This is a genomic window from Trichlorobacter thiogenes (assembly GCF_900167465.1).
Lineage (GTDB): Bacteria > Desulfobacterota > Desulfuromonadia > Geobacterales > Pseudopelobacteraceae > Trichlorobacter > Trichlorobacter thiogenes.
Genome location: NZ_FUWR01000027.1, coordinates 14,640 through 33,473 on the forward strand (window position 1 = coordinate 14,640; position 18,834 = coordinate 33,473).

Sequence of the window (18,834 nt, forward strand, 5' to 3'; positions counted from 1 at the left end):
TTTGTTGTCATGATATAGAAGATGCTGATCTGGATTCAGGAGTAGGCAACGTCCACCAGCAGTATTCATCCCACCAAAAGGAGAAGATGCATGCGTAAAGTAAACAAGCTGTTGTTGTCCACCGTACTTGCACTGGCCATCCCGGCTGGCGCCATGGCTGCAGATGACCTGCAGGTCAAGATTGACAAGCTGTCCCAGCAGATGGAAGACCTGAAGGGTCAGGTTCAGCGTATTGAAGACAAGTCCCTGGGTAAGTGGTTGACCATTAGTGGTGACTACCGTTTTCGTGTAGATAACCTGCAGGCAGCTGTAAAAGATTATACCGATATGCGTCCAATGTTGGGTGGTGGTTTCCCTGCGCCAGTTGCAGGTTATAAGTATCAAAACAACCTGTTGTATACTAACCGTTTAGGTCTTGACCTGAAGGCCAAGGCAACCAAGGATGTAACGGTTAACGTTCGTCTTAATATGTACAAGACCTTTGGGTCAGAGTCTGATGCTGCTGTTAATGCAGGTTTCTTCTCTGACCGCACTGCTATCATGGATGGTACTATTGGCCACGTTCCGTCAAGTAGTCTTCTGAATGTGGATCGCGCCTATGCAACCTGGAGCAATATCGCTGATCAACCGGTCTGGTTCTCGGTTGGTCGTCGTCCTTCTACAGATGGTGCTCCTACCAACTTGAAGGCTGATCGTGAGCGTCCAGGTAATGGTGGTACACCGGCCCTGTTAGTTGATTATGCTTTTGATGGTATGACTCTGGGCTATGCACCTGATATTGACTTCCTACCCGGTTTCTATGCCAAGGTTTGCTATGGTCGTGGTTTTGATGCTGGTTACAATAAAGATAGTTTTGGTGCCCATAACGATCTTAAAGACACTGACATGCTGGGTGTGGCAGTGATTCCGGTTGATACTGATCCGCTGCGGGTATGGTTGCAGTGGAACCGTGGTTATAATATTTTCAGTAACCCTGAGAGTATTAACATGCCGTTTGCCCGGGTAAACGTTGGTGATATTGACTGGTTTGGTGCTGGCGCCATGACTACCCTCAAAAATGTTGGCCCTGGCAATCTGAACGCTTTTGCAGATTTTGGTATGAGCGTTATGCGTCCGAATGGTAAAGGCATTATGGGTATGATGGGGCTAGGCTATGGAGATCCTAATCTTATTATGTTAGGTAACCCTCCTGATAAGCATGACACTACCGGTTATGCAATTTATACTGGTGTTCGCTATGACCTGCCTAGCCGTACCAAGCTGGGCTTTGAGTATAACTACGGTTCCAAGAACTGGATCACCTTTGCACCTGCTGCTGACGACATGTTTACTGCCAAGGTTGGTACTCGCGGCCATGTATTTGAGCCGTATGTTATTCAAGAGCTTGATCTGAAGCCGATCTCTTCTGCTTTTGCCAAGGCGTTCTTTAAGCTTGGTTACCAGTACTATAAGTTTGAGTACACTGGCAGCAACAACTGGATGGGAGCTGCTATTGCAATTAAGGACGTAACTCCTGCTACTATGTTGACAGGACCTGCTGTTGAGCATGCGCAGAACATCTACGGTACCTTCGAAGTTCACTTCTAGTCTATTGTAGTAGCTGTAAACCTTCATGCGGAAAAGGGCAGGCCTTCGGGTCTGCCCTTTTTATTTTTACAAATCAGGTGTATAAACAAACCATGATTGTTGATTGGTACACTATAGATACCGTGTTGCTGGACATGGACGGCACTCTGCTGGATCGTCATTTTGATGATCATTTCTGGCTGGAGCATGTGCCCAAGCGTTGGGCTGCTAAGCATAATGTCTCGCCCAAGCAGGCACGGGAGCAGCTGCACGCTTTGTTCCGTTCCCAGGAGCGTACCCTTAACTGGACTGACCTTGATTACTGGTCTGATCGTCTTGGTCTTGATATCCCTATGCTAAAGCTGGAAGTTGAACATCTGATTGCCGTGCATCCTGGCGTAATTGAGTTTCTAGCTTATTGCAATCAGCACAATAAACAGCTTTGGCTGGTAACCAATGCCCATGGCAAGACCTTGGATATCAAACTGAAAAAGACCAGAATCGGGCAGTGGTTTGATGGTATCATCTCTGCCCATCAGGTTGGCCTACCCAAAGAGGATAACCGCTTCTGGGCAGAACTGCAGCGGTTTGTTAGCTATGATCCAGCACGTACCCTGTTGGGTGAAGATAGCGAAACCAACCTGCAGACAGCGCAGCAATACGGTATCCGCTACCTGTTTTATATCAGTCATTACAGCTCTGCCTGTACGCCGGTTGCTTCTGATAGCTTTGCAACCCTTGATTATTTTACCCGTCTGATTCCGGCTGCTGGAGAATCAGCAGTGCGAGTCATCCCCTCTGGAGGCATTACCAACCATGTCTGCTGAACTCTATGATGTCATTATTATCGGTGGTGGCCCTGCTGGTCTGGCTACCGCGTATCTCTGTCATAAGTATGGCCTGTCTTATCTGGTGTTGGAATCAGGCAAGGCTCCGTTCCAAGGAATCGCTAATACCTATCCTCAGGGAAAGCTGGTCTACGCCTCCAAGCCCAAGGATGCGCCAGAGCCGTTTCTGGTGGATGAACTGCGGCCACCGGACAAGCCGGTAACGGTTGAAAGTTATCTGCAGTATGTGCAGCATTTTGTACAGCATGAAAACCTGCATATCCGTACTGAAGTCGCCTTTGAAAATATTCAGGATGAGCGTGATTTTCTGAGCATTACGACTGACAAGGGACGCTTTAAGGCCCGCAAGGTGGTGCTGGCCTTTGGTAGCAGTATTCCCCGTGAGCTGTCGGTCTATGGCGATGCCAAGATGGTAGCCAAGAATGTGGATGACCCGACCAAGTATGTGGGGGTGAAAACGCTGGTGATTGGCGGCGGCAATACAGCTGCCGATGTGGTTATCGCAATCCTGAAGTCAAAGCGGGAGTGTAACGATACCCAACCGGTCTATTGGGCCCACAAATCAGAGAAGTTTGATGTGAACAAAGAGACTGCCCAACGTCTGGGGGAGGAAATCCTGCTGGGGGGTAATATCCGCCTGTTACCTGGCGCCACACCGCGTATCGGCGAGGTGGATGACGAGGGGGTTGATCGTCTGGTAATTAGGATCAATGAGTTTAAGCAGGCTGATGGTATTGATCTGTATCATGCCTTGAGCTTTCCCATGCAGAACGTGATCGCCTGTATCGGTTCCCAGGGGCCGGTGCCGATCTTTGATAAGCTGGGGGTGCAGACTATATCCTGTACCGCTGGTGTCTGCAGGGTGGCCAAGGAGGGGGATCGTCTGGTGCTACTTTCAGCTGAATTTGAATCAACCCGTAAAGGTGTGTATGTGGTAGGTGGGGCTATTTCACCTTCCTATATGAAGATCAGTGAGGGATCTATCCAGGAAGAGAAGCATCCTAACCTGATTTATACGGCAATAAATGATGCGTATCATGTGGTGGAGGCGATCAGGAACAAACTGGGAAAATAGTTAACTGTGAACAGACCCAAGATAAAAAAAGACCCCGTCAAAGCGGGGTCTTTTGCGTCTATCATGGTTACTACTTTTTCTTTGTCTTACTGGCTGCTTTTTTGGAAGTAAGATCTTTCAGGGATTTACCGGGAGAAAATTTGCCGGAGGTCTTTGCAGCAATCTTGATCGCCTTACCGGTCTGTGGATTGCGGCCGGTACGGGCTTTACGGGTAATGGCCGAGAATGTGCCGAACCCCACCAGGGTCACTTTGTCGCCTGCAGTCAACGCGCCGGTTACTCCGGCAATGAAGCTTGCCAATGCCTTTTCAGCCTGCGCCTTGGTAAGCCCAGCCCCTTCAGCCATCTTTGCAACAAGTTCAGATTTTTTCATAAAGCCTCCCAGTGGAGATTTAAAAAGATAATCGCCTTATAGCACAGCGGGCTAATAACAAAACAAAAAAATGTTGTGCAGAGATAAAATTGGTTTAGTGACTGTTTGGTGAGGTGTTTTGAAAAGAAAGGGTGGTGCGGGCAGCCGGACTCGAACCGGCACAGGGTTGCCCCCGAGAGATTTTAAGTCTCTTGTGTCTACCTATTCCACCATGCCCGCAAAAGGGTTTTGTATATAGCACGTGAATTTAGATCTGTCTAGTTTGTTTGTCATTTCTGGTCTGCTCGTTGAGACAAACTGCAGGCGGTTTTAGATTGCATGCTGTATACATAAAATCCTTGCAATTTCTTAAAACGGCGTTTAGTATGCGCGGTGCTTTGGTACTTAGTTTTACCCTGTTTAGCGACATAGCGTAGACACCCCACAAGGAGGCTTCCAATGCAGCATTATCGCAGGCTGAACTGGCGGGGACCACCGCAATGGCTTCAGCCCCCTGATTTTTCAAGCAGCGTACGCAGTGAGCTTCAACACTACATCATAAAGGAAGGGAGTTTATGGAATTTCTGAACACATCCATCGGCAGAAAGATTGTGATGGCAGTAACGGGATTGAGTATGGTCCTGTTTGCTGTTGTCCATCTTATCGGCAACAGCACCATTTTTGTAGGCCCTAGCGGTATCAATGCCTACGCTGAGCATCTGCACAGTATGCCATTGCCTATTATCATGCTTTTCAGGGCAATCATGCTGGCGCTGTTCGTTGTACACATTGTGTATGCCATCCAGCTTACCATTGAAAACCGTGGTGGCCGTCCTACTGACTATGCTGTCAAGGCAACCCGCAAGGCAACCTTTGCCAGTGAAAACATGATCTGGACAGGTCTGCTTCTTTTGGCTTTTGTTGTGTATCACCTGTTGCATTTCACCTTCCGCGCAACTCCTGGCCTGACCCTGGTAAATGATGCTGCTGGTCATTTTAACGTATTTGCCATGGTGGCTTCCAGCTTCTCATCAATTGCTGGCGCCGGCATCTATGCTGTTGCTATGGTGGTGCTGTTTCTGCACCTCTATCACGGCATTCAGAGCCTGTTCCAAACTTTTGGTCTGGCAAACGGCAACACCCTGCCTACAATAACCAAGGCTGGTGCCCTGGTTGCACTGGTGCTTTTTGTAGGGTTTCTTGCCATCCCAATGTCCATTCTTTTCGGAATTATAAAAGGTTAAGGGGGAACACGTGATACTCGATGGTAAATGTCCAACCGGACCGATTCAACAGAGCTGGGACAAGCACCGCTTCGACCTGAAGCTGGTTAACCCCGCCAACAAGCGTAAGTATAACGTTATCGTCGTCGGAACCGGTCTTGCCGGTGGCGCTGCCGCAGCTTCTTTGGGTGAACTTGGTTACAACGTACAGGCTTTCTGCTATCAGGACAGCCCCCGTCGTGCCCACTCCATTGCTGCTCAGGGTGGTATCAACGCAGCTAAAGCCTATCCAAACGATGGTGACTCAATCTATCGTCTGTTCTATGACACCATCAAGGGTGGCGACTTCCGTGCCCGTGAGGCAGATGTCTGGCGTCTGGCTCAGGTGTCCAACAATATTATCGACCAGTGCGTGGCTCAGGGCGTTCCCTTTGCACGTGACTATGCAGGTTATCTGGACAACCGTTCTTTCGGTGGCGCTCAGGTTTCCCGTACCTTTTATGCCCGTGGTCAAACCGGCCAGCAGCTGCTGCTGGGCGCTTACTCCGCTCTGTCCCGTCAGATCAAGCTTGGCACGGTAAAGATGTATGCCCGTCGCGAAATGCTTGACCTGGTTGTGGTTGACGGCGTTGCCCGCGGCATTACCGTGCGTAACCTGGTAACCGGTGAGCTCGAGTCCTACGCTGCTGACGCAGTTTGTCTGGCAACCGGTGGTTATGTAAACGTGTTCTACCTCTCCACCAACGCAATGGGTTGTTCCGTAACCGCCAAGTGGGCTGCCCACAAAAAAGGCGCTTACTTTGCTAACCCTTGCTACACCCAGATCCACCCGACCTGTATTCCTCAGGCCGGTGATTATCAATCCAAACTGACCTTGATGTCTGAGTCACTGCGGAACGACGGTCGTTGCTGGGTTCCCAAGAAAAAAGAAGATTGCGGCAAGCATCCTAACGATGTTGCTGAAGAAGATCGCGATTACTATCTGGAGCGTAAGTATCCTTCCTTCGGTAACCTTGCTCCCCGCGATATCGCTTCCCGTGCTGCAAAAGAGCAGTGTGATGATGCCCGTGGTGTTGGACCTGGTGGCCGCGGTGTCTATCTTGACTTCGCAACCTCTATCAAACGTGTTGGCGCTGACACCATTAAAGAGCGTTACGGCAACCTGTTTGAAATGTATGAGAAGATTACTGATGAAGACGGTTACAAACGTCCGATGCGTATGTACCCGGCTCCTCACTACTCTATGGGCGGTCTCTGGGTTGACTACAACCTGATGAGCAACATCCCAGGTCTGTTTGTACTGGGTGAGGCCAACTTCTCGGTACACGGTGCAAACCGTCTTGGTGCTTCGGCTCTGATGCAGGGTCTGGCTGATGGTTACTTTGTTATTCCGTACACCATTGGCGGCTATCTTGCCGGTGTTAAGCCGGTTGGTACCTCTACCGATGCTGCTGAATTCAAGCAGTCCAAAGAAGAGGTTAACGGTAACGTCAGCAAGTTGCTTGGCATTAACGGTAAGAAGACCGTTTCTGAGTTCATGCGTGAGCTTGGCGGCCTGATGTGGGAAAACTGCGGTATGGCACGTTCCAACGAGTCACTGAATATCAACCTGAAGAAGATTCCTGCACTGCGTGAGGAGTTCTGGCAGAATGTGAAGGTTACCGGTACCGGTGCTGAGTTCAACCAGGATCTTGAGAACGCTGGCCGTACGGCTGACTTCCTTGAGTTTGCTGAGTTGATGTGCCGCGATGCCCTGCACCGTGAAGAATCATGCGGTGGTCACTTCCGTACTGAGCATCAGTATGATGACGGTGAAGCTATGCGTGATGACTCCAACTTCTGCTATGCCGGCGCCTGGGAGTTCAAGGGCATGAATAATGAGCCCGAGCTGCACAAGGAGCCCCTCAAATTCGAGAACGTCCATCTCGCCGTAAGGAGCTACAAATAATGAGCGATCACAAGACCATGACGATTAACCTTGTCGTGTGGCGCCAGAAGAACGCTAACGACACTGGAAAATTTGAAAACTACACTGTCAAAGGGATCACCGAGCACCACTCCTTTCTGGAGATGCTGGACGTCCTCAACGAGGATCTGATCAAAGCTGGCAAGCAGCCGGTTGCCTTTGACCATGACTGCCGCGAAGGTATCTGCGGTATGTGTTCACAAGTCATCAACGGCATGCCCCACGGCGGCCAGGAACGTACCACCGTATGTCAGCTGCATATGCGGAAGTTCCATGATGGCGACACCATCTACATTGAGCCGTGGCGTGCCCGTGCATTCCCGATCGTAAAAGACCTGGTGGTTGACCGTGAGGCCCTGGACAAGATTATTCAGGCTGGTGGCTATACCTCCTGCCACACTGGCGGGGTACCTGATGGTAATGCCATTCTGATTCCAAAGCCTGCTGCTGATGAGGCGATGGATGCTGCTGAGTGTATCGGTTGCGGTGCCTGTGTTGCCGGTTGTCCTAACGGTGCTGCCATGCTGTTTACCGGCGCCAAGGTTTCTCAGTTTGCCGTGCTGCCGCAAGGCAAGGCTGAAGCCAAAACTCGTGTTACTAACATGGTTCAGGCCATGAAGGACTGTGGTTTTGGTAACTGTACCAACCACTATGAGTGTATGGCTGCCTGTCCGAAGGGGATTAACGTCAAGTTTATCGCCCGGATGAACAGAGAGTATCTCAAGGCTCAATTTTAATTGAGTCTGAATGTTGATGGAGTAATGGGGCGGTCCTTTGTGGACCGCCCCACTTTTTTATGGACTTAAACATTGTCAGACTGCATATCTCCCTTGCACCGCAGACAGTGACGGGTATTGCGCCACTTCTCACCGGTAAAGGTGCGGGTTTTGAAGAGGCGTTACGTACGGTCTGTTGTCTTCACCAGAATCAATCCTGCCACATTTGTCCAGCATCAGGTACCTGTGTCGCCCCAGCTTTAATCGCCAGACAGCTTTCTCAAGACCCGGAACTGGTTCGACGGTATCAAAAACCAGGGCTTCCTTTTGTTTTTTCTGATCATTCAGATGTAGATGATGGTGATAGTTTATTGTGTCTGAACCTGTTGGGGACAGCCTGCGGTCATTTGCCTCTCTTTATCAAGGCACTGAATCAGTTGGCTGGTCAAACCGCCTGCATTGGTTTAGCTGCCTGCGATTATCAGAATGCTGCTGTTCAGCTTGATCACCTGTGTCCAGAGACAGCAGATAATCTTCCGGTATTGGCAGCTGCTGATCTGCTTGCTCAGCTTAGTCACCGTTTCAGTTGCTGCAAACGGATACGGCTTGATCTGTTGTCACCTCTGCGTTTAACACGTGGCGGCCATGAGCTGACCCGGCTGGAGCCAGACTACTTCATTCGTTCGCTGTTGCGGCGTATCTCATCGCTTGCGGTGTATTATGGTGGCGGTGTTGATCAGGAACTCTTTCGACATCTGGCCCAACGTGCAACATCGGTATCATTGGTTCGTCAGCTGCCGTCTAATGCTGTCGGCTCCCATTTGCGTGGGGTTGCAGGCTGTTATGAGCTTGCAGGTCCTTTTGATGAACTTGGCCCGTTTCTGGCATTGGGTGAACAGGTGCATCTTGGGAAAGGTGCAGCCTTTGGTATGGGGGCTTTTGCTGTTATGGTTATTGGCTGATGTTTGAGCATTATGTAGTATCTGCTTGTATGTATGTTAACTAATTTCAGGAGGTGAGTATGAAGCTGTCATCAATGCTGTTTTCGGTGCTGTTGTTTTGTGTTGTGTCCAGTGGAGCTATTGCAGGAGATACACTGCCAAAGCCTGATGCCCTTTCTGATGAAACCATCTATCTTACTGAGCGCCTTTCTAAAAATTACGATACGTTGGTAATTAAGGACTTTTTAGCTGAAAACGCTGAATATTCACGCGTTAATGACGATGAAAAGGCTACAATTATAAAAATGTTGCCACTTTTAAAGGCAAATTTAGCACTTTCGCTCGAGGCTGAGCTCAAAGCAAAAAATATCTTTACAACGATTGTCCGCAATGAGCTTCCGGCAGGCAGTAAAGCGGTGATTTTGGATGGTACGTTCAGTGAGTTTAATGCAGGAAGCAAAGCTGCCAAGTTTTTTGTCGGTTTCGGTGCAGGCAAGGTGTATATCAAATTTAAGGGGCGTTTGGTAGATGCTGCAACAAATAAGGAGCTGGCTACTTTTGAAGACCGAGAAACCGGCTATCGTGGTTCCATGACTCTTGAGGGGTTTGAATCATTGTTTCCCCATCAGGCAAAGGGGATCGGCGAAAACCTGGCAAAATTTCTTGGGAAACTTTACTGACTTCCTTGAACTAATGACGGCAGAGGGAATACTGGACCAAGTCAGATTCGATTGTTCTGTGTATGGCTGCTATCTACTGTTATTTGATTTCTGATGCCTGAAAGCTGTCTTAATGAACTTACGTCGTTTCTTTAAGCCATATACCTTTGCTCAACTCTATTTTTTTGCTTTTGGGATTCCCAACAATTCCTTTGGCTCTGTTGATGTTACCGGTGATTGTAACCTGCGCTGTAGCCATTGCTATTTTTTTGAGCAGGAACATCAGCCCGAACTGTCAATCGAACAATGGAAAGATAAGTTAGAACGTAGTAAGGCTGATGGTGACCGTTTTTACCAGTGTGCTTGGGTTGGTGGTGAACCGTTGCTAAGGCAGCCATTGATTGAGTTGGGCAGGTCGTATTTCAAGTTTAATACCGTAACCACAAATGGCTCTATCCCCTTGCCAGACTGGAAGGATGTGAGTTGGTATATATCGGTTGATGGTGGCAGGCAAACCCATGATACGCTACGTAACAGGCCCGGCCTGTACGATACGATCAAGCAGACCATTGCTCAGAGTGAAGGGCTTAAAATCACAATCGCCTATTGCATCACCCGTGCGAATGTTTCAGAAATTGATGCTGTTTTGGAGGAATGGAGCAAAAACCCAAAAGTCAGAAACCTGTTGTTCAGTTTTTATACCCCGATCAGGGGGCTTGATGATGATCTTTGGTTGGATTGGGATGAAAAGGATCGGGTTCTGGATGCTCTGATAGATAAGAAGGGAGTCTTTAGAAATTTTATCCTTAACACTGAGCGATCACTGATGCTCATGAAATCTGAACGTGCAAAATCAGTTACAGATAACTGCCCTTTTGCTGCAAAATCCTTTGCTTATGATCCTGCTGGAAATCTAAAACAACCATGTATGATGGGTCCTAAGGCTGATTGTAGTCGTTGTGGTTGCGTTGTCCCGTTTTATCTGAAATCACTGACCGATAGAAAACTTGTGCTGGGTGAAATGATGAAAGGGATGTTTAAAACGCTACGCCAGGGTATGGCTGCGGTACGCTCTGTTGTTAGTTAACAACCAATCCTTGTTGTTTCAGATTATTGACTTCATTTTGTAGAGAATGTATTTTGATCAAATTTGTCATGATAGGTGTCATGCTTGACTTTATCAGGTTGTAGCGCACTGACAATTGATGTGGAAGACTGGTACCATGTTTGCGGTATTGGCCAGCAGACGGTGCCTCCACGGCATTCTTGGCGAGTTGCGCAAAACGTTGAAAAAATAGTAGCTTTGCTTGAGCAGAATCAAATTAAGGCAACTTTTTTTATGCTCGGCTCTGTGGCTAAGGCTATTCCTGAACTGGCTCCCATGATTGTTGCAAAGGGGCATGAGATAGCCTCCCATGGCTATTCCCATACGCTGTTGACGGATATGGATAAACAACAGTTTTTGGATGAATTACGGCGTACTGAACAGGTCTTGATTGAGCAAACCGGTAAGCGCCCTGTTGGTTATCGTGCCCCTCAATGGTCGGTGTCGCCTGAAACGCCATGGGTGGATGAGCTATTGGCTGAGTCTGGTTATCTCTACGATTCAAGCCGTAATCCGTTACCTTTTGTTGGTGATGCAGCTGCACCGCGGTATCCGTACCGGATTGATACGCCCTGTGGTTCTCTCTGGGAGGTTCCGCCACTAGTGACGAAGACAAGTCTTGTTTCTCTTCCCACAGGTGGTGGCTGGGGGTTCAGGCTGTTTCCGCTGGGGCTTATATCAGCAACTATTGAAGCGTATATGCGGGATGCCGCACCGGCTGTGTTGTATCTGCACCCACGAGAAATTGATCCGGATGGCCCCCGTTTGCAATTGCCACTATTCAAGCGTTTTCTTGCCTATGGCATGCGTACAGACGCAACGTCGAGGCTGGCTAACCTGTTGCAACGGTATTGTTTCATGACCCTTGAAGAGATGGTGCGGCAATGGCAACCTGCATCCTGATACCGGCTTATAATGCTGCGACAACACTACGTGCGGTGGTGGATGAGTGTCTGGCTTTTGCTATGCCGCTGGTGGTGGTGGATGACGGCTCTACTGATGGTACTGCCCAGGTATTGGACGGTCTGCCGGTTACCCTGTTGACCCATTCCATGAACCAAGGCAAGGGGGCTGCCCTCAAAACCGGTTTTGATTGGGCAATTCAGCAGCAGCATGATGGGGTTGTGACACTGGATGCGGATGGTCAGCATGATCCTTCCGCTATCCCACGTTTGCTTGCTGAAGTTGACAAAAAAGGTTATGATTGTCTTCTGGCGTCCCGGCACAGTCAATTTGAGGAGATGGCAGGGCTTCGCAAGGTCTGGAACCGTTTCGGGGTCTGGTGCATACGCAAACGGACCGGGTTTGAGATTACCGACAGTCAATCCGGTTTCCGGTATTACCGTTCCAGGTTGTTACAAGCAGTACAGCTTGAAAAAAATGGCTATGATCTGGAGATGGAGCTGTTGGTAAAAGGCTGGAAGGCCGGTTTTAAGATCGGTTCACTACCGGTACCGGCTCGGGTTGCTGATGGTAGGGCAACCAGCCACTATCGACCGGTGCAAGATACGGTCAATATCTGTATGACATTTCTAAGATACATGTAGAGAGGCGGCCTATGCTGCAATCCTTAAAAACATATACCCGTGATAAAGTAGTATCTTATCTGCTGAACATGGCAACCAGTTCATCGGATGAGACCTTGATCAAAATGACCCACCTGATGGAAATGATCCCAAAGAAACAATACTACAAGGATCGTATCCGCTGGATCCGTAATCTTGTGCAACAGAAACACCCCTCCATTGAATTTCCACGCCGGATTCTGAAAGAGTTGCATCCTAATCAACGGGATAAATGGATCACCAACCTGGCAATCAACCACCTGCTTTCCGGCACCAACAAGCGTAAAGAATGGGCTGACGAAAACGGATTTTATCCGCCTTCCACCGTGGTTATATCGGTCACCATGCGTTGTAACCTGTCCTGCTATGGCTGCTATGCCGGTGATTACAATAAGTCTCTGGAATTAACTCTGGACGAGATTGATGGTGTACTGACCCAGATGAAGGAGATGGGGATCTTTTTTGCCGTGATCTCCGGTGGTGAACCGTTCTTCATGCAGGGGATCTTTGAACTGTTTGAAAAACATAGCGACATGGCCTTTCTGGTCTTCACCCACGGCGGCCTGATTGATGATAATCTGGTGCAGCGGCTGATTGAGGTCGGCAATGTCATGCCAGCCTTTTCGCTGGAAGGGTATGAACAGGAAACCGATGAACGGCGCGGTAGCGGTCATTTCAAAAAAGTGATGAACGCCATGCGTCTGCTGCGGGAGAATGGACTCTCCTTCTGTGGCTCCTTTACCCATTCCAGTAAAAATACCGATATCATTACTGATCCAACCTATATTGACTTCCTGCTGGAACAGGGAGTATTTGCGCTCTGGTTGTTTTCCTATGTGCCGGTGGGACGGGAGCCTGATCCGGCGTTGATGCCGTCACCAGAACAGCGTGATCAACTGCGGCGGGCAACGATTCAGTTCCGGGCCACCAAGCCGATGCTGTTTGTTGATTTCTGGAATGACGGGCCGATGATCTCTGGTTGTCTGGCGGCCGGACGGAAGTACCTGCACATCAATGCCAGCGGTGATATTGAGCCCTGCGTCTTTTGTCATTTTGCCGTGGATAATATCCGTCGCACCAGTCTGAAGGATGCGCTGGGGTCACCACTGTTCCGGAAAATCCGTGAAAAACAGGGAGAACATGAGAACCTGTTGCGCCCCTGCATGTTGATAGATCATCCGGAAAACGGTCGTGAATTCTTTGAAAGTGAAGGGGCCTATCCGACCCATGAGGGTGCTGAAGAAATCTTTACCGGACTGGCCGATGAGATGGACCAGTATTCTCGTAACTACGGTGAAATTGCCGATCAGGTTTGGGATGAGGAGTTCAGAGAGCATCCGGCTTATAACAAAAAAAACGGAATCTGTAACGGATAATGGCGCTGTACAGTAACCTGAATCTGTTCTTTATACACCTGTTCACCTGTCTGGTACCTCGCTGGTTACATGCCCCCTTTGCCCTGTTCTGGGGGGGGCTGTTTTATCTGCTGCTACCCAAAAAACGTCGTGGCATACGTTCCAACCTTCGGATTGTTACGGGACAACGGCAGGTTGAGCATCTTGTTGTTTCTACATTCTACAAATATGCTCGCAACTGGTGCGATGTGATGCTGATGATCCAGCTGCGTGGTAGTCGGCTTCAGGGCCTGATTGGCAAGCGCAGTTCCGGGCAGCCACTGGAAGATGCCCTTGCCAAAGGCAACGGGGCGATTCTGATCTCCCCCCACTTTGGCAACTGGGAACTGGGTGGTCTTGGTCTGGCAGACCTGGGCTACAAACTGAATGTCATGACCTTCCCTGAACCGGATGAAAGGGTCAATCAGCAGCGGGAGCAGGTCCGTGCTGAACGGGGAATCGGCGTGATCTATGTTGATCGCCATGATACCTCACCGCTGGCAGTCATCGAGGCGGTTAATGCTCTGCGACGGAACGAGATTATCTGTCTGATCGGCGATCGTGACGGCTCTTCCAACACGGTTCAGCTTGATTTTTTTGGTCAACCAACGGATATTCCGGTTGGCGCTGCCTATCTAGCCATGGCCACCGGAGCCCCGGTATTGCCGGTATTTGTTCCGCTCATGTCTGATGGCCGCTATGCCACCCTCATGGATGATCCAATATTCTTTCAGAGCAGCCACGGTCACCACCGCCAGTCAATCAAGGCCGGTATGGAGCAACTGATTGCTGTTTTTGAACGGTATATTCGACAGTATCCTGATCAGTGGTATAATTTTTTTGAATTTTGGGCTGATACTTCCCGTAAGAAAAGGATAGCAGATGAGTGATGAGCTGATTCCCAAAGTAAAACAGATGATTATAGACGCCCTGCGGATTGATGGAATGGAAGCAGACGAGATTGATAGTGATGCTCCCCTGTTTGGTGAAGGGTTGGGGCTTGACTCCATAGATGCCTTGCAGCTGGTTGTGGCCATGGAGAAGGATTTTGGTGTGGTGGTGCCTGATGCTGCCACCGGTACCAAGGTGTTTGCTTCTGTGCGGGCCATGGCTGCCTATATTGCTGAAAACCAGAAATAACCGATCCAGGCGCTCTGATGAAAATCCTCTTCCTCTCCCCTGGGTGGCCCAAAGGCCGGTTGTGGGGAGAACTTGGCTTTAAATTTCCTACCCTGTCGCTGGCATCACTGGCTGCGGTTACTCCGCAGGGCTGGGATGTCAGCTTTCATGACGATGCCATCCGTGCCACAGATTTTGATAACGATGCCGATCTGATCGCCCTGACCGCCATGACCGCCCAGGCAACTCGGGCCTATCAGCTGGCCGATGCCTTTCGCAGTCGCGGCAAGACCGTGGTGATGGGGGGCTTCCATGCCAGTAATCTGCCGGATGAAGCGCTGCAGCATGTGGACAGCGTGGTGGTGGGGGAGGGGGAGCTTGCCTGGCCTCAACTGCTGGCTGATTTTCAGGCCGGTCGCCTGCAGCAGCTCTACCGTGCTGATGGCCTGATCGATACAGCTCTGATTCCTCCGGCACGGCGGGAGATCTTCAAAGGTTCCGGCCATCTCTTTACTAATACCATCCAGACCACCCGCGGTTGCCCCTTTGACTGCGAATTCTGTTCGGTCACCGCTTTTTATGGTCGCAAGTACCGCAAACGGCCGGTAGAACAGGTCTTGGTAGAATTGCAGGAGCTGCGTAAGGCCAACTCCTTTGTCTTTTTTGTGGATGACAACATTGTGGCTGATCGGCGCTATTCATTACCGCTCTTTGACGGGATGAAGGGGATGGGGCTGAAGTGGCTTTCCCACGCCCCGATTGATTTTGCTGAGGATCAGGAACTGTTGAAGGCTGCCGGTGAATCCGGCTGTGTTGGTATGTTCGTCGGTTTTGAATCGCTCAATCAGGATTCCCTGGCTGCCATGGGTAAGGTGACCAACAAGGCTGCATCCTACAAGGCCTATGCCCAACAGTTCCGGGACAATGGCATCGGAATCCTGGGCTCGTTTGTGATGGGCTGTGATGGCGATACCCCGGCGGTTTTTGAACAGACCCTGCGTTTCTGTGAGGATGCCCGGCTTGAGGCCGCCATCTTCCCGATCCTGACCCCCTATCCCGGTACCAAGGTGCGCCAGCGCCTTGAGGCAGAAGGGCGGATTATCTCCAACAACTGGCAGGATTACGACATGGAGCATGTCACCTTCCAGCCCAGGGGGATGACGGTTCAGGAACTGCAGGATGGCTATGATCAAGCCTGCCGCAGTTTCTATTCATGGGGCTCCATCTACCGCAGGCTCTTCAAACTGCATCGTTCTGTGCAGGTCTTTGGACCGATGAATATCGGTTTCCGCTCAGCCATTCGCAGAAAATGTACTGACGCATGACCATTTGGCTTTTTCCTGGACAGCCGCTGCAACCTGAGCAGGCGACTCCTGATGATGCTGATTTCCATGCCCTGGCTGACCTGTGCCGGGCATACTGCGGCTATGACCTGATCACGTACAAGCCACTGGCAGGCCATCCCTTGAGTCATCATACCTGTCTGCAGATCTACGGTGTGGCCATGTCGCTGTATCGCGCCAGAAAATTGCGCAATGCGGGATCTGTTCCCAGCCTGATCAGTGAGCACTCCCTGGGGATCTACGCAGCGCTCGCTGCCAGTGGCAGTATTGCTGAACAGGATGCCCTGGAGCTGGTCAGTCGGATCGGTAGCTGCATGTCCCAGATGGGTGCTGTTGAAGAGTATAGCCTGGGCTGCCCCATCGGTCTGCCGATTGATCCGGTGGAAGCTGCCGCCCGCAATAACGGGGTGTTTGTGGCAAACTACAACACCTCCCGTCATTTTTTACTCGCTGGTAGCAAGCAGGGGATTGAGGCTGCCCTTGCTGAATGTCAGGCAGCAGGCGCTTTCAGTGTCAGCAGCTTTCCCTGTGAAGCGCCGCTGCATACGCCGCTGATGGCCGAGGTCAGGGATGATCTTGCAGCCATTGTTGCGGAGTATCATATTGCAGAACCGCAGGTTCCGTTGATTGAATCGTTTGGCCAGACCTGCCTGACCGCCGCAACTATACCGGCTTTTTTGGTTGATGAATTGCAGCAGCCGGTCTACTGGGAGCGTACCTGGAAGGCTGTTCGAGCCACTGGTTTCAGTCGCTGCAGAGAGGTTGGCAGTGGCCAGGCCTTGACCAAGTTTAACCGATGGATTGATTCGGAGGCAGGTACGTTGTGAAAACCCATGAAACTACGATAACCGTTCGCTTTAACGAAGTGGATGCCTACCGGGTTGCCTGGCATGGCCATTATGTCTGCTGGATGGAGATCGGTCGCAATAACCTGTCCGGGCAGTTTGGTCTTGGGCCGGATGACCTGTTGGCATTGGGCTATCAGGGGCCGGTGGTGTCGCTTGAGTTGAAATATCTGCGTCCTGCCCTGTTTAATGACGTGGTGACGGTTCGTACCTGGCTGGATGCTGATGCAGCAGCCATGCTGCGTTTCCGTTGTGAGATGCTGTCAGCAGACGGTCAGCGTCTGGCCAGTGGTCTGGTCTGTCATGCCCTGACAGATATGAACGGCGTACTGCAGTACCGTTTGCCGTTGGAAGTGGAACAGCGGGTGGCCAACATGCGGGCCTGGCTGGGTGAAGGTGTCTGTCCATGAAGTTGTTGCTGGTTTCTGCAAATCGCGAACGTTCTCCCTATCCGGTTTTTCCCCTTGGTCTTGCTTTTCTGGCTGCCCCGCTTAAACACGCCGGTCATCAGCTGGCAGTGCTGGATCTCTGTTTTGAAGCTGAACCCCTTGCTGCGCTGCAGGCCACCCTTGCAGCTGAACAGCCTCAAGTCGTGGTCATTTCGTTGCGCAACCTGGATAACGTTACCTGGCCTGATGCCCGTTCCTACCTGTCTGGTTTGACTGATCTGGTGACGGTTTGCAAAGGCAAGGCAACCGTGATTGTCGGTGGCTCAGGTTTTAGTCTGATGCCGCTTGAGATCCTGGCAGCCTGCGGTGCTGATATCGGTCTGGTGGGGGAGGGAGAGGAACAGCTTCCACGGCTGCTGGATCGGCTAGGGCAAGGGGCTGATCTGGTCGACCTGCCTGGTGTTGTGCTGCCAGGGAAAACCGACTATATCCCGCCGCAAACAGTTTCCAAAATCGGCAGTCCTGATCGGGAGCTGTTTGATGTGGCCCGCTACCTGAAAGAGGGGGGGATGGCCAATCTGCAGACCAAGCGTGGCTGTCCCTTTGGCTGCAGCTACTGCACCTATCCGCTGTTGGAAGGGCAGCAGATGCGGACCAGGCCGGTGGCTGAGATTATTGCCGAGATCCGCAGTCTGGTGAATGATCACGGTGTTGATTATCTCTACTTTGTGGATGATATCTTTAACTATCCGGTCAGTTTTTGCGAACAGCTCTGCACTGCCATGATTGATGCCGGGTTACAGGTTAACTGGTCTGCCTTTATCAATCCTGACTTTATCACACCACAGCTTTTGGATCTGATGAAGCAGGCTGGTTGTGATGCAATTGAGTTTGGCACAGATTCAGGCTCCCCTATCATGCTGGAGAGTCTCTGTAAATCGTTTACACTTGAACAGGTCAGGTCAGCCTCGCTGCTCTGTCGGGAGGCAGGTCTGGATTTTGTCCACTACATCATCTTTGGTGGCCCCGGAGAGACAGAAGAGACCATTCTAGATACCTTTCAGTTGATGGATGAACTCAATCCAACCGCGGTCATCGCCATGACCGGGGTACGGATCTACCCCCGTACTAAGCTGTATCGCACAGCTCTGGAGGAGGGGATCATTACCACTGAAACAGATCTGCTTCAGCCCACTTTCTATCTGTCTCCGGCCATTAAAGATCAACTTTCAACGATTGTGACCGAGCAGGCAATGCAGCGTAAAAACTGGATTGTACCGGGCCTGGAGGTGAATATCAGTGACACCATGTTGGAGGCGTTGCGGATGTTCAAGGTGCGGGGACCACTTTGGAAGTTGCTGAAGCGGATGGGAAGAAGTAGAATCGCCCCGATGAAATGATGCAAAGCTGACTACTCATCTGCCACAGAGCAACTGTGTTCTCTGTCAAGTAGTAACATTTAGTTAGCCATAGCTGGCTTCCACTTTTGACTGGTTTTAATCATGGCGTTTAAAATGGTCAGTAGCTTTCTCATGCATGCTACTATCGCTACTTTTGGCACTTTGCCAGCCTCTTTCAGTCGCTTATGGAATGCCTTGATAACCGGGTTGAAACGTGTTGCCGCAAGAGTGGCCATGTAAAGTACGCTTCGTATATCGGCTCTGCCACCACTGATACAGCGTTTGCCTCTGAAGTGTCCGCTATCTCGGTTATAGGGGCAGACACCGA

The 18,834-nt window shown here is 50.4% G+C and carries 20 protein-coding genes and 1 tRNA gene; 18 read left to right on the forward strand and 3 right to left on the reverse strand.

What is annotated here, in order from left to right:
* Window positions 1-90 precede the first annotated feature (90 nt).
* From B5D39_RS15465 to B5D39_RS15475, 3 genes are all read left to right on the forward strand, one after another.
* Window positions 91-1,587 (forward strand): DUF3373 domain-containing protein, encoded by a 1,497-nt coding sequence (locus B5D39_RS15465; protein ID WP_078791366.1) that lies wholly within the window; start codon window positions 91-93, stop codon window positions 1,585-1,587.
* Window positions 1,588-1,679: 92 nt separating this feature from the next.
* Window positions 1,680-2,393, forward strand: coding sequence for a GMP/IMP nucleotidase (gene yrfG, locus B5D39_RS15470; RefSeq protein WP_078791367.1), 714 nt, complete (start codon window positions 1,680-1,682; stop codon window positions 2,391-2,393).
* Window positions 2,383-3,489: an NAD(P)-binding domain-containing protein gene (locus B5D39_RS15475; protein ID WP_078791368.1), complete on the forward strand. Its 1,107-nt coding sequence runs from the start codon at window positions 2,383-2,385 to the stop codon at window positions 3,487-3,489. Before yrfG ends, B5D39_RS15475 begins: the two co-directional genes overlap by 11 nt.
* Before the next feature lie 70 nt (window positions 3,490-3,559).
* Here the strand turns inward: B5D39_RS15475 and B5D39_RS15480 are convergent, their stop codons facing one another.
* On the reverse strand, window positions 3,560-3,862 hold the full coding sequence (locus tag B5D39_RS15480) for an HU family DNA-binding protein (RefSeq protein ID WP_078791369.1): 303 nt from the start codon (window positions 3,860-3,862) through the stop codon (window positions 3,560-3,562).
* Between the two features lie 132 nt (window positions 3,863-3,994).
* A tRNA-Leu gene (locus B5D39_RS15485) sits at window positions 3,995-4,081 on the reverse strand.
* A 335-nt stretch (window positions 4,082-4,416) separates the two neighbouring features.
* Here B5D39_RS15485 and B5D39_RS15490 point away from each other — a divergent pair.
* From B5D39_RS15490 to B5D39_RS15560, 15 genes are all read left to right on the forward strand, one after another.
* Window positions 4,417-5,085: a succinate dehydrogenase cytochrome b subunit gene (locus B5D39_RS15490; protein WP_078791370.1), complete on the forward strand. Its 669-nt coding sequence runs from the start codon at window positions 4,417-4,419 to the stop codon at window positions 5,083-5,085.
* Window positions 5,086-5,095: 10 nt separating this feature from the next.
* Window positions 5,096-7,012 carry a fumarate reductase/succinate dehydrogenase flavoprotein subunit gene (locus B5D39_RS15495; protein ID WP_078791371.1) on the forward strand — a complete coding sequence of 639 codons (1,917 nt, stop codon included), beginning with the start codon at window positions 5,096-5,098 and terminating at the stop codon, window positions 7,010-7,012.
* The gene (locus tag B5D39_RS15500) at window positions 7,012-7,767 is read left to right on the forward strand and encodes a succinate dehydrogenase/fumarate reductase iron-sulfur subunit (protein WP_078791372.1); all 756 of its coding nucleotides are present in this window, start codon (window positions 7,012-7,014) and stop codon (window positions 7,765-7,767) included. Before B5D39_RS15495 ends, B5D39_RS15500 begins: the two co-directional genes overlap by 1 nt.
* A gap of 59 nt (window positions 7,768-7,826) precedes the next feature.
* Window positions 7,827-8,708: a CRISPR system precrRNA processing endoribonuclease RAMP protein Cas6 gene (gene cas6, locus B5D39_RS15505; RefSeq protein WP_078791373.1), complete on the forward strand. Its 882-nt coding sequence runs from the start codon at window positions 7,827-7,829 to the stop codon at window positions 8,706-8,708.
* A 59-nt stretch (window positions 8,709-8,767) separates the two neighbouring features.
* On the forward strand, window positions 8,768-9,367 hold the full coding sequence (locus tag B5D39_RS15510; protein ID WP_139366806.1) for a DUF4410 domain-containing protein: 600 nt from the start codon (window positions 8,768-8,770) through the stop codon (window positions 9,365-9,367).
* A gap of 112 nt (window positions 9,368-9,479) precedes the next feature.
* On the forward strand, window positions 9,480-10,433 hold the full coding sequence (locus tag B5D39_RS15515; RefSeq protein WP_078791374.1) for a radical SAM protein: 954 nt from the start codon (window positions 9,480-9,482) through the stop codon (window positions 10,431-10,433).
* Between the two features lie 120 nt (window positions 10,434-10,553).
* Window positions 10,554-11,354, forward strand: coding sequence for a polysaccharide deacetylase family protein (locus B5D39_RS15520; RefSeq protein ID WP_244161433.1), 801 nt, complete (start codon window positions 10,554-10,556; stop codon window positions 11,352-11,354).
* Complete coding sequence (locus tag B5D39_RS15525; protein ID WP_078791376.1) at window positions 11,336-11,998, forward strand: glycosyltransferase family 2 protein; 663 nt, start codon at window positions 11,336-11,338, stop codon at window positions 11,996-11,998. Before B5D39_RS15520 ends, B5D39_RS15525 begins: the two co-directional genes overlap by 19 nt.
* 68 nt (window positions 11,999-12,066) lie before the next feature.
* Window positions 12,067-13,392 (forward strand): radical SAM/SPASM domain-containing protein, encoded by a 1,326-nt coding sequence (locus B5D39_RS15530; protein WP_244161434.1) that lies wholly within the window; start codon window positions 12,067-12,069, stop codon window positions 13,390-13,392.
* Window positions 13,392-14,300 (forward strand): lysophospholipid acyltransferase family protein, encoded by a 909-nt coding sequence (locus B5D39_RS15535; RefSeq protein ID WP_078791380.1) that lies wholly within the window; start codon window positions 13,392-13,394, stop codon window positions 14,298-14,300. Before B5D39_RS15530 ends, B5D39_RS15535 begins: the two co-directional genes overlap by 1 nt.
* Window positions 14,293-14,550 carry a phosphopantetheine-binding protein gene (locus tag B5D39_RS15540; RefSeq protein WP_078791382.1) on the forward strand — a complete coding sequence of 86 codons (258 nt, stop codon included), beginning with the start codon at window positions 14,293-14,295 and terminating at the stop codon, window positions 14,548-14,550. The genes B5D39_RS15535 and B5D39_RS15540 overlap by 8 nt, the downstream gene beginning before the upstream one ends.
* Before the next feature lie 17 nt (window positions 14,551-14,567).
* Complete coding sequence (locus B5D39_RS15545; protein WP_078791384.1) at window positions 14,568-15,854, forward strand: B12-binding domain-containing radical SAM protein; 1,287 nt, start codon at window positions 14,568-14,570, stop codon at window positions 15,852-15,854.
* On the forward strand, window positions 15,851-16,699 hold the full coding sequence (locus B5D39_RS15550) for an ACP S-malonyltransferase (protein WP_078791385.1): 849 nt from the start codon (window positions 15,851-15,853) through the stop codon (window positions 16,697-16,699). The genes B5D39_RS15545 and B5D39_RS15550 overlap by 4 nt, the downstream gene beginning before the upstream one ends.
* On the forward strand, window positions 16,696-17,127 hold the full coding sequence (locus B5D39_RS15555) for an acyl-CoA thioesterase (RefSeq protein WP_078791387.1): 432 nt from the start codon (window positions 16,696-16,698) through the stop codon (window positions 17,125-17,127). Before B5D39_RS15550 ends, B5D39_RS15555 begins: the two co-directional genes overlap by 4 nt.
* Window positions 17,124-18,506, forward strand: coding sequence for a lipid biosynthesis B12-binding/radical SAM protein (locus tag B5D39_RS15560; RefSeq protein WP_078791388.1), 1,383 nt, complete (start codon window positions 17,124-17,126; stop codon window positions 18,504-18,506). Before B5D39_RS15555 ends, B5D39_RS15560 begins: the two co-directional genes overlap by 4 nt.
* Before the next feature lie 59 nt (window positions 18,507-18,565).
* Here B5D39_RS15560 and B5D39_RS15565 read toward each other — a convergent pair.
* Window positions 18,566-18,834: transposase (locus B5D39_RS15565; protein WP_139366807.1), on the reverse strand; the 269-nt coding region annotated here is incomplete at its 5' end.

Coding starts and splice junctions, on each gene's coding strand:
- B5D39_RS15465 (WP_078791366.1), top strand. CDS start 91: ATGCGTAAAGTAAACAAGCTGTTGTTGTCCACCGTACTTGCACTGGCC.
- yrfG (WP_078791367.1), top strand. CDS start 1,680: ATGATTGTTGATTGGTACACTATAGATACCGTGTTGCTGGACATGGAC.
- B5D39_RS15475 (WP_078791368.1), top strand. CDS start 2,383: ATGTCTGCTGAACTCTATGATGTCATTATTATCGGTGGTGGCCCTGCT.
- B5D39_RS15480 (WP_078791369.1), bottom strand. CDS start 3,862: ATGAAAAAATCTGAACTTGTTGCAAAGATGGCTGAAGGGGCTGGGCTT.
- B5D39_RS15490 (WP_078791370.1), top strand. CDS start 4,417: ATGGAATTTCTGAACACATCCATCGGCAGAAAGATTGTGATGGCAGTA.
- B5D39_RS15500 (WP_078791372.1), top strand. CDS start 7,012: ATGAGCGATCACAAGACCATGACGATTAACCTTGTCGTGTGGCGCCAG.
- cas6 (WP_078791373.1), top strand. CDS start 7,827: ATGGACTTAAACATTGTCAGACTGCATATCTCCCTTGCACCGCAGACA.
- B5D39_RS15510 (WP_139366806.1), top strand. CDS start 8,768: ATGAAGCTGTCATCAATGCTGTTTTCGGTGCTGTTGTTTTGTGTTGTG.
- B5D39_RS15515 (WP_078791374.1), top strand. CDS start 9,480: ATGAACTTACGTCGTTTCTTTAAGCCATATACCTTTGCTCAACTCTAT.
- B5D39_RS15525 (WP_078791376.1), top strand. CDS start 11,336: ATGGCAACCTGCATCCTGATACCGGCTTATAATGCTGCGACAACACTA.
- B5D39_RS15530 (WP_244161434.1), top strand. CDS start 12,067: ATGGCAACCAGTTCATCGGATGAGACCTTGATCAAAATGACCCACCTG.
- B5D39_RS15535 (WP_078791380.1), top strand. CDS start 13,392: ATGGCGCTGTACAGTAACCTGAATCTGTTCTTTATACACCTGTTCACC.
- B5D39_RS15540 (WP_078791382.1), top strand. CDS start 14,293: ATGAGTGATGAGCTGATTCCCAAAGTAAAACAGATGATTATAGACGCC.
- B5D39_RS15545 (WP_078791384.1), top strand. CDS start 14,568: ATGAAAATCCTCTTCCTCTCCCCTGGGTGGCCCAAAGGCCGGTTGTGG.
- B5D39_RS15550 (WP_078791385.1), top strand. CDS start 15,851: ATGACCATTTGGCTTTTTCCTGGACAGCCGCTGCAACCTGAGCAGGCG.
- B5D39_RS15560 (WP_078791388.1), top strand. CDS start 17,124: ATGAAGTTGTTGCTGGTTTCTGCAAATCGCGAACGTTCTCCCTATCCG.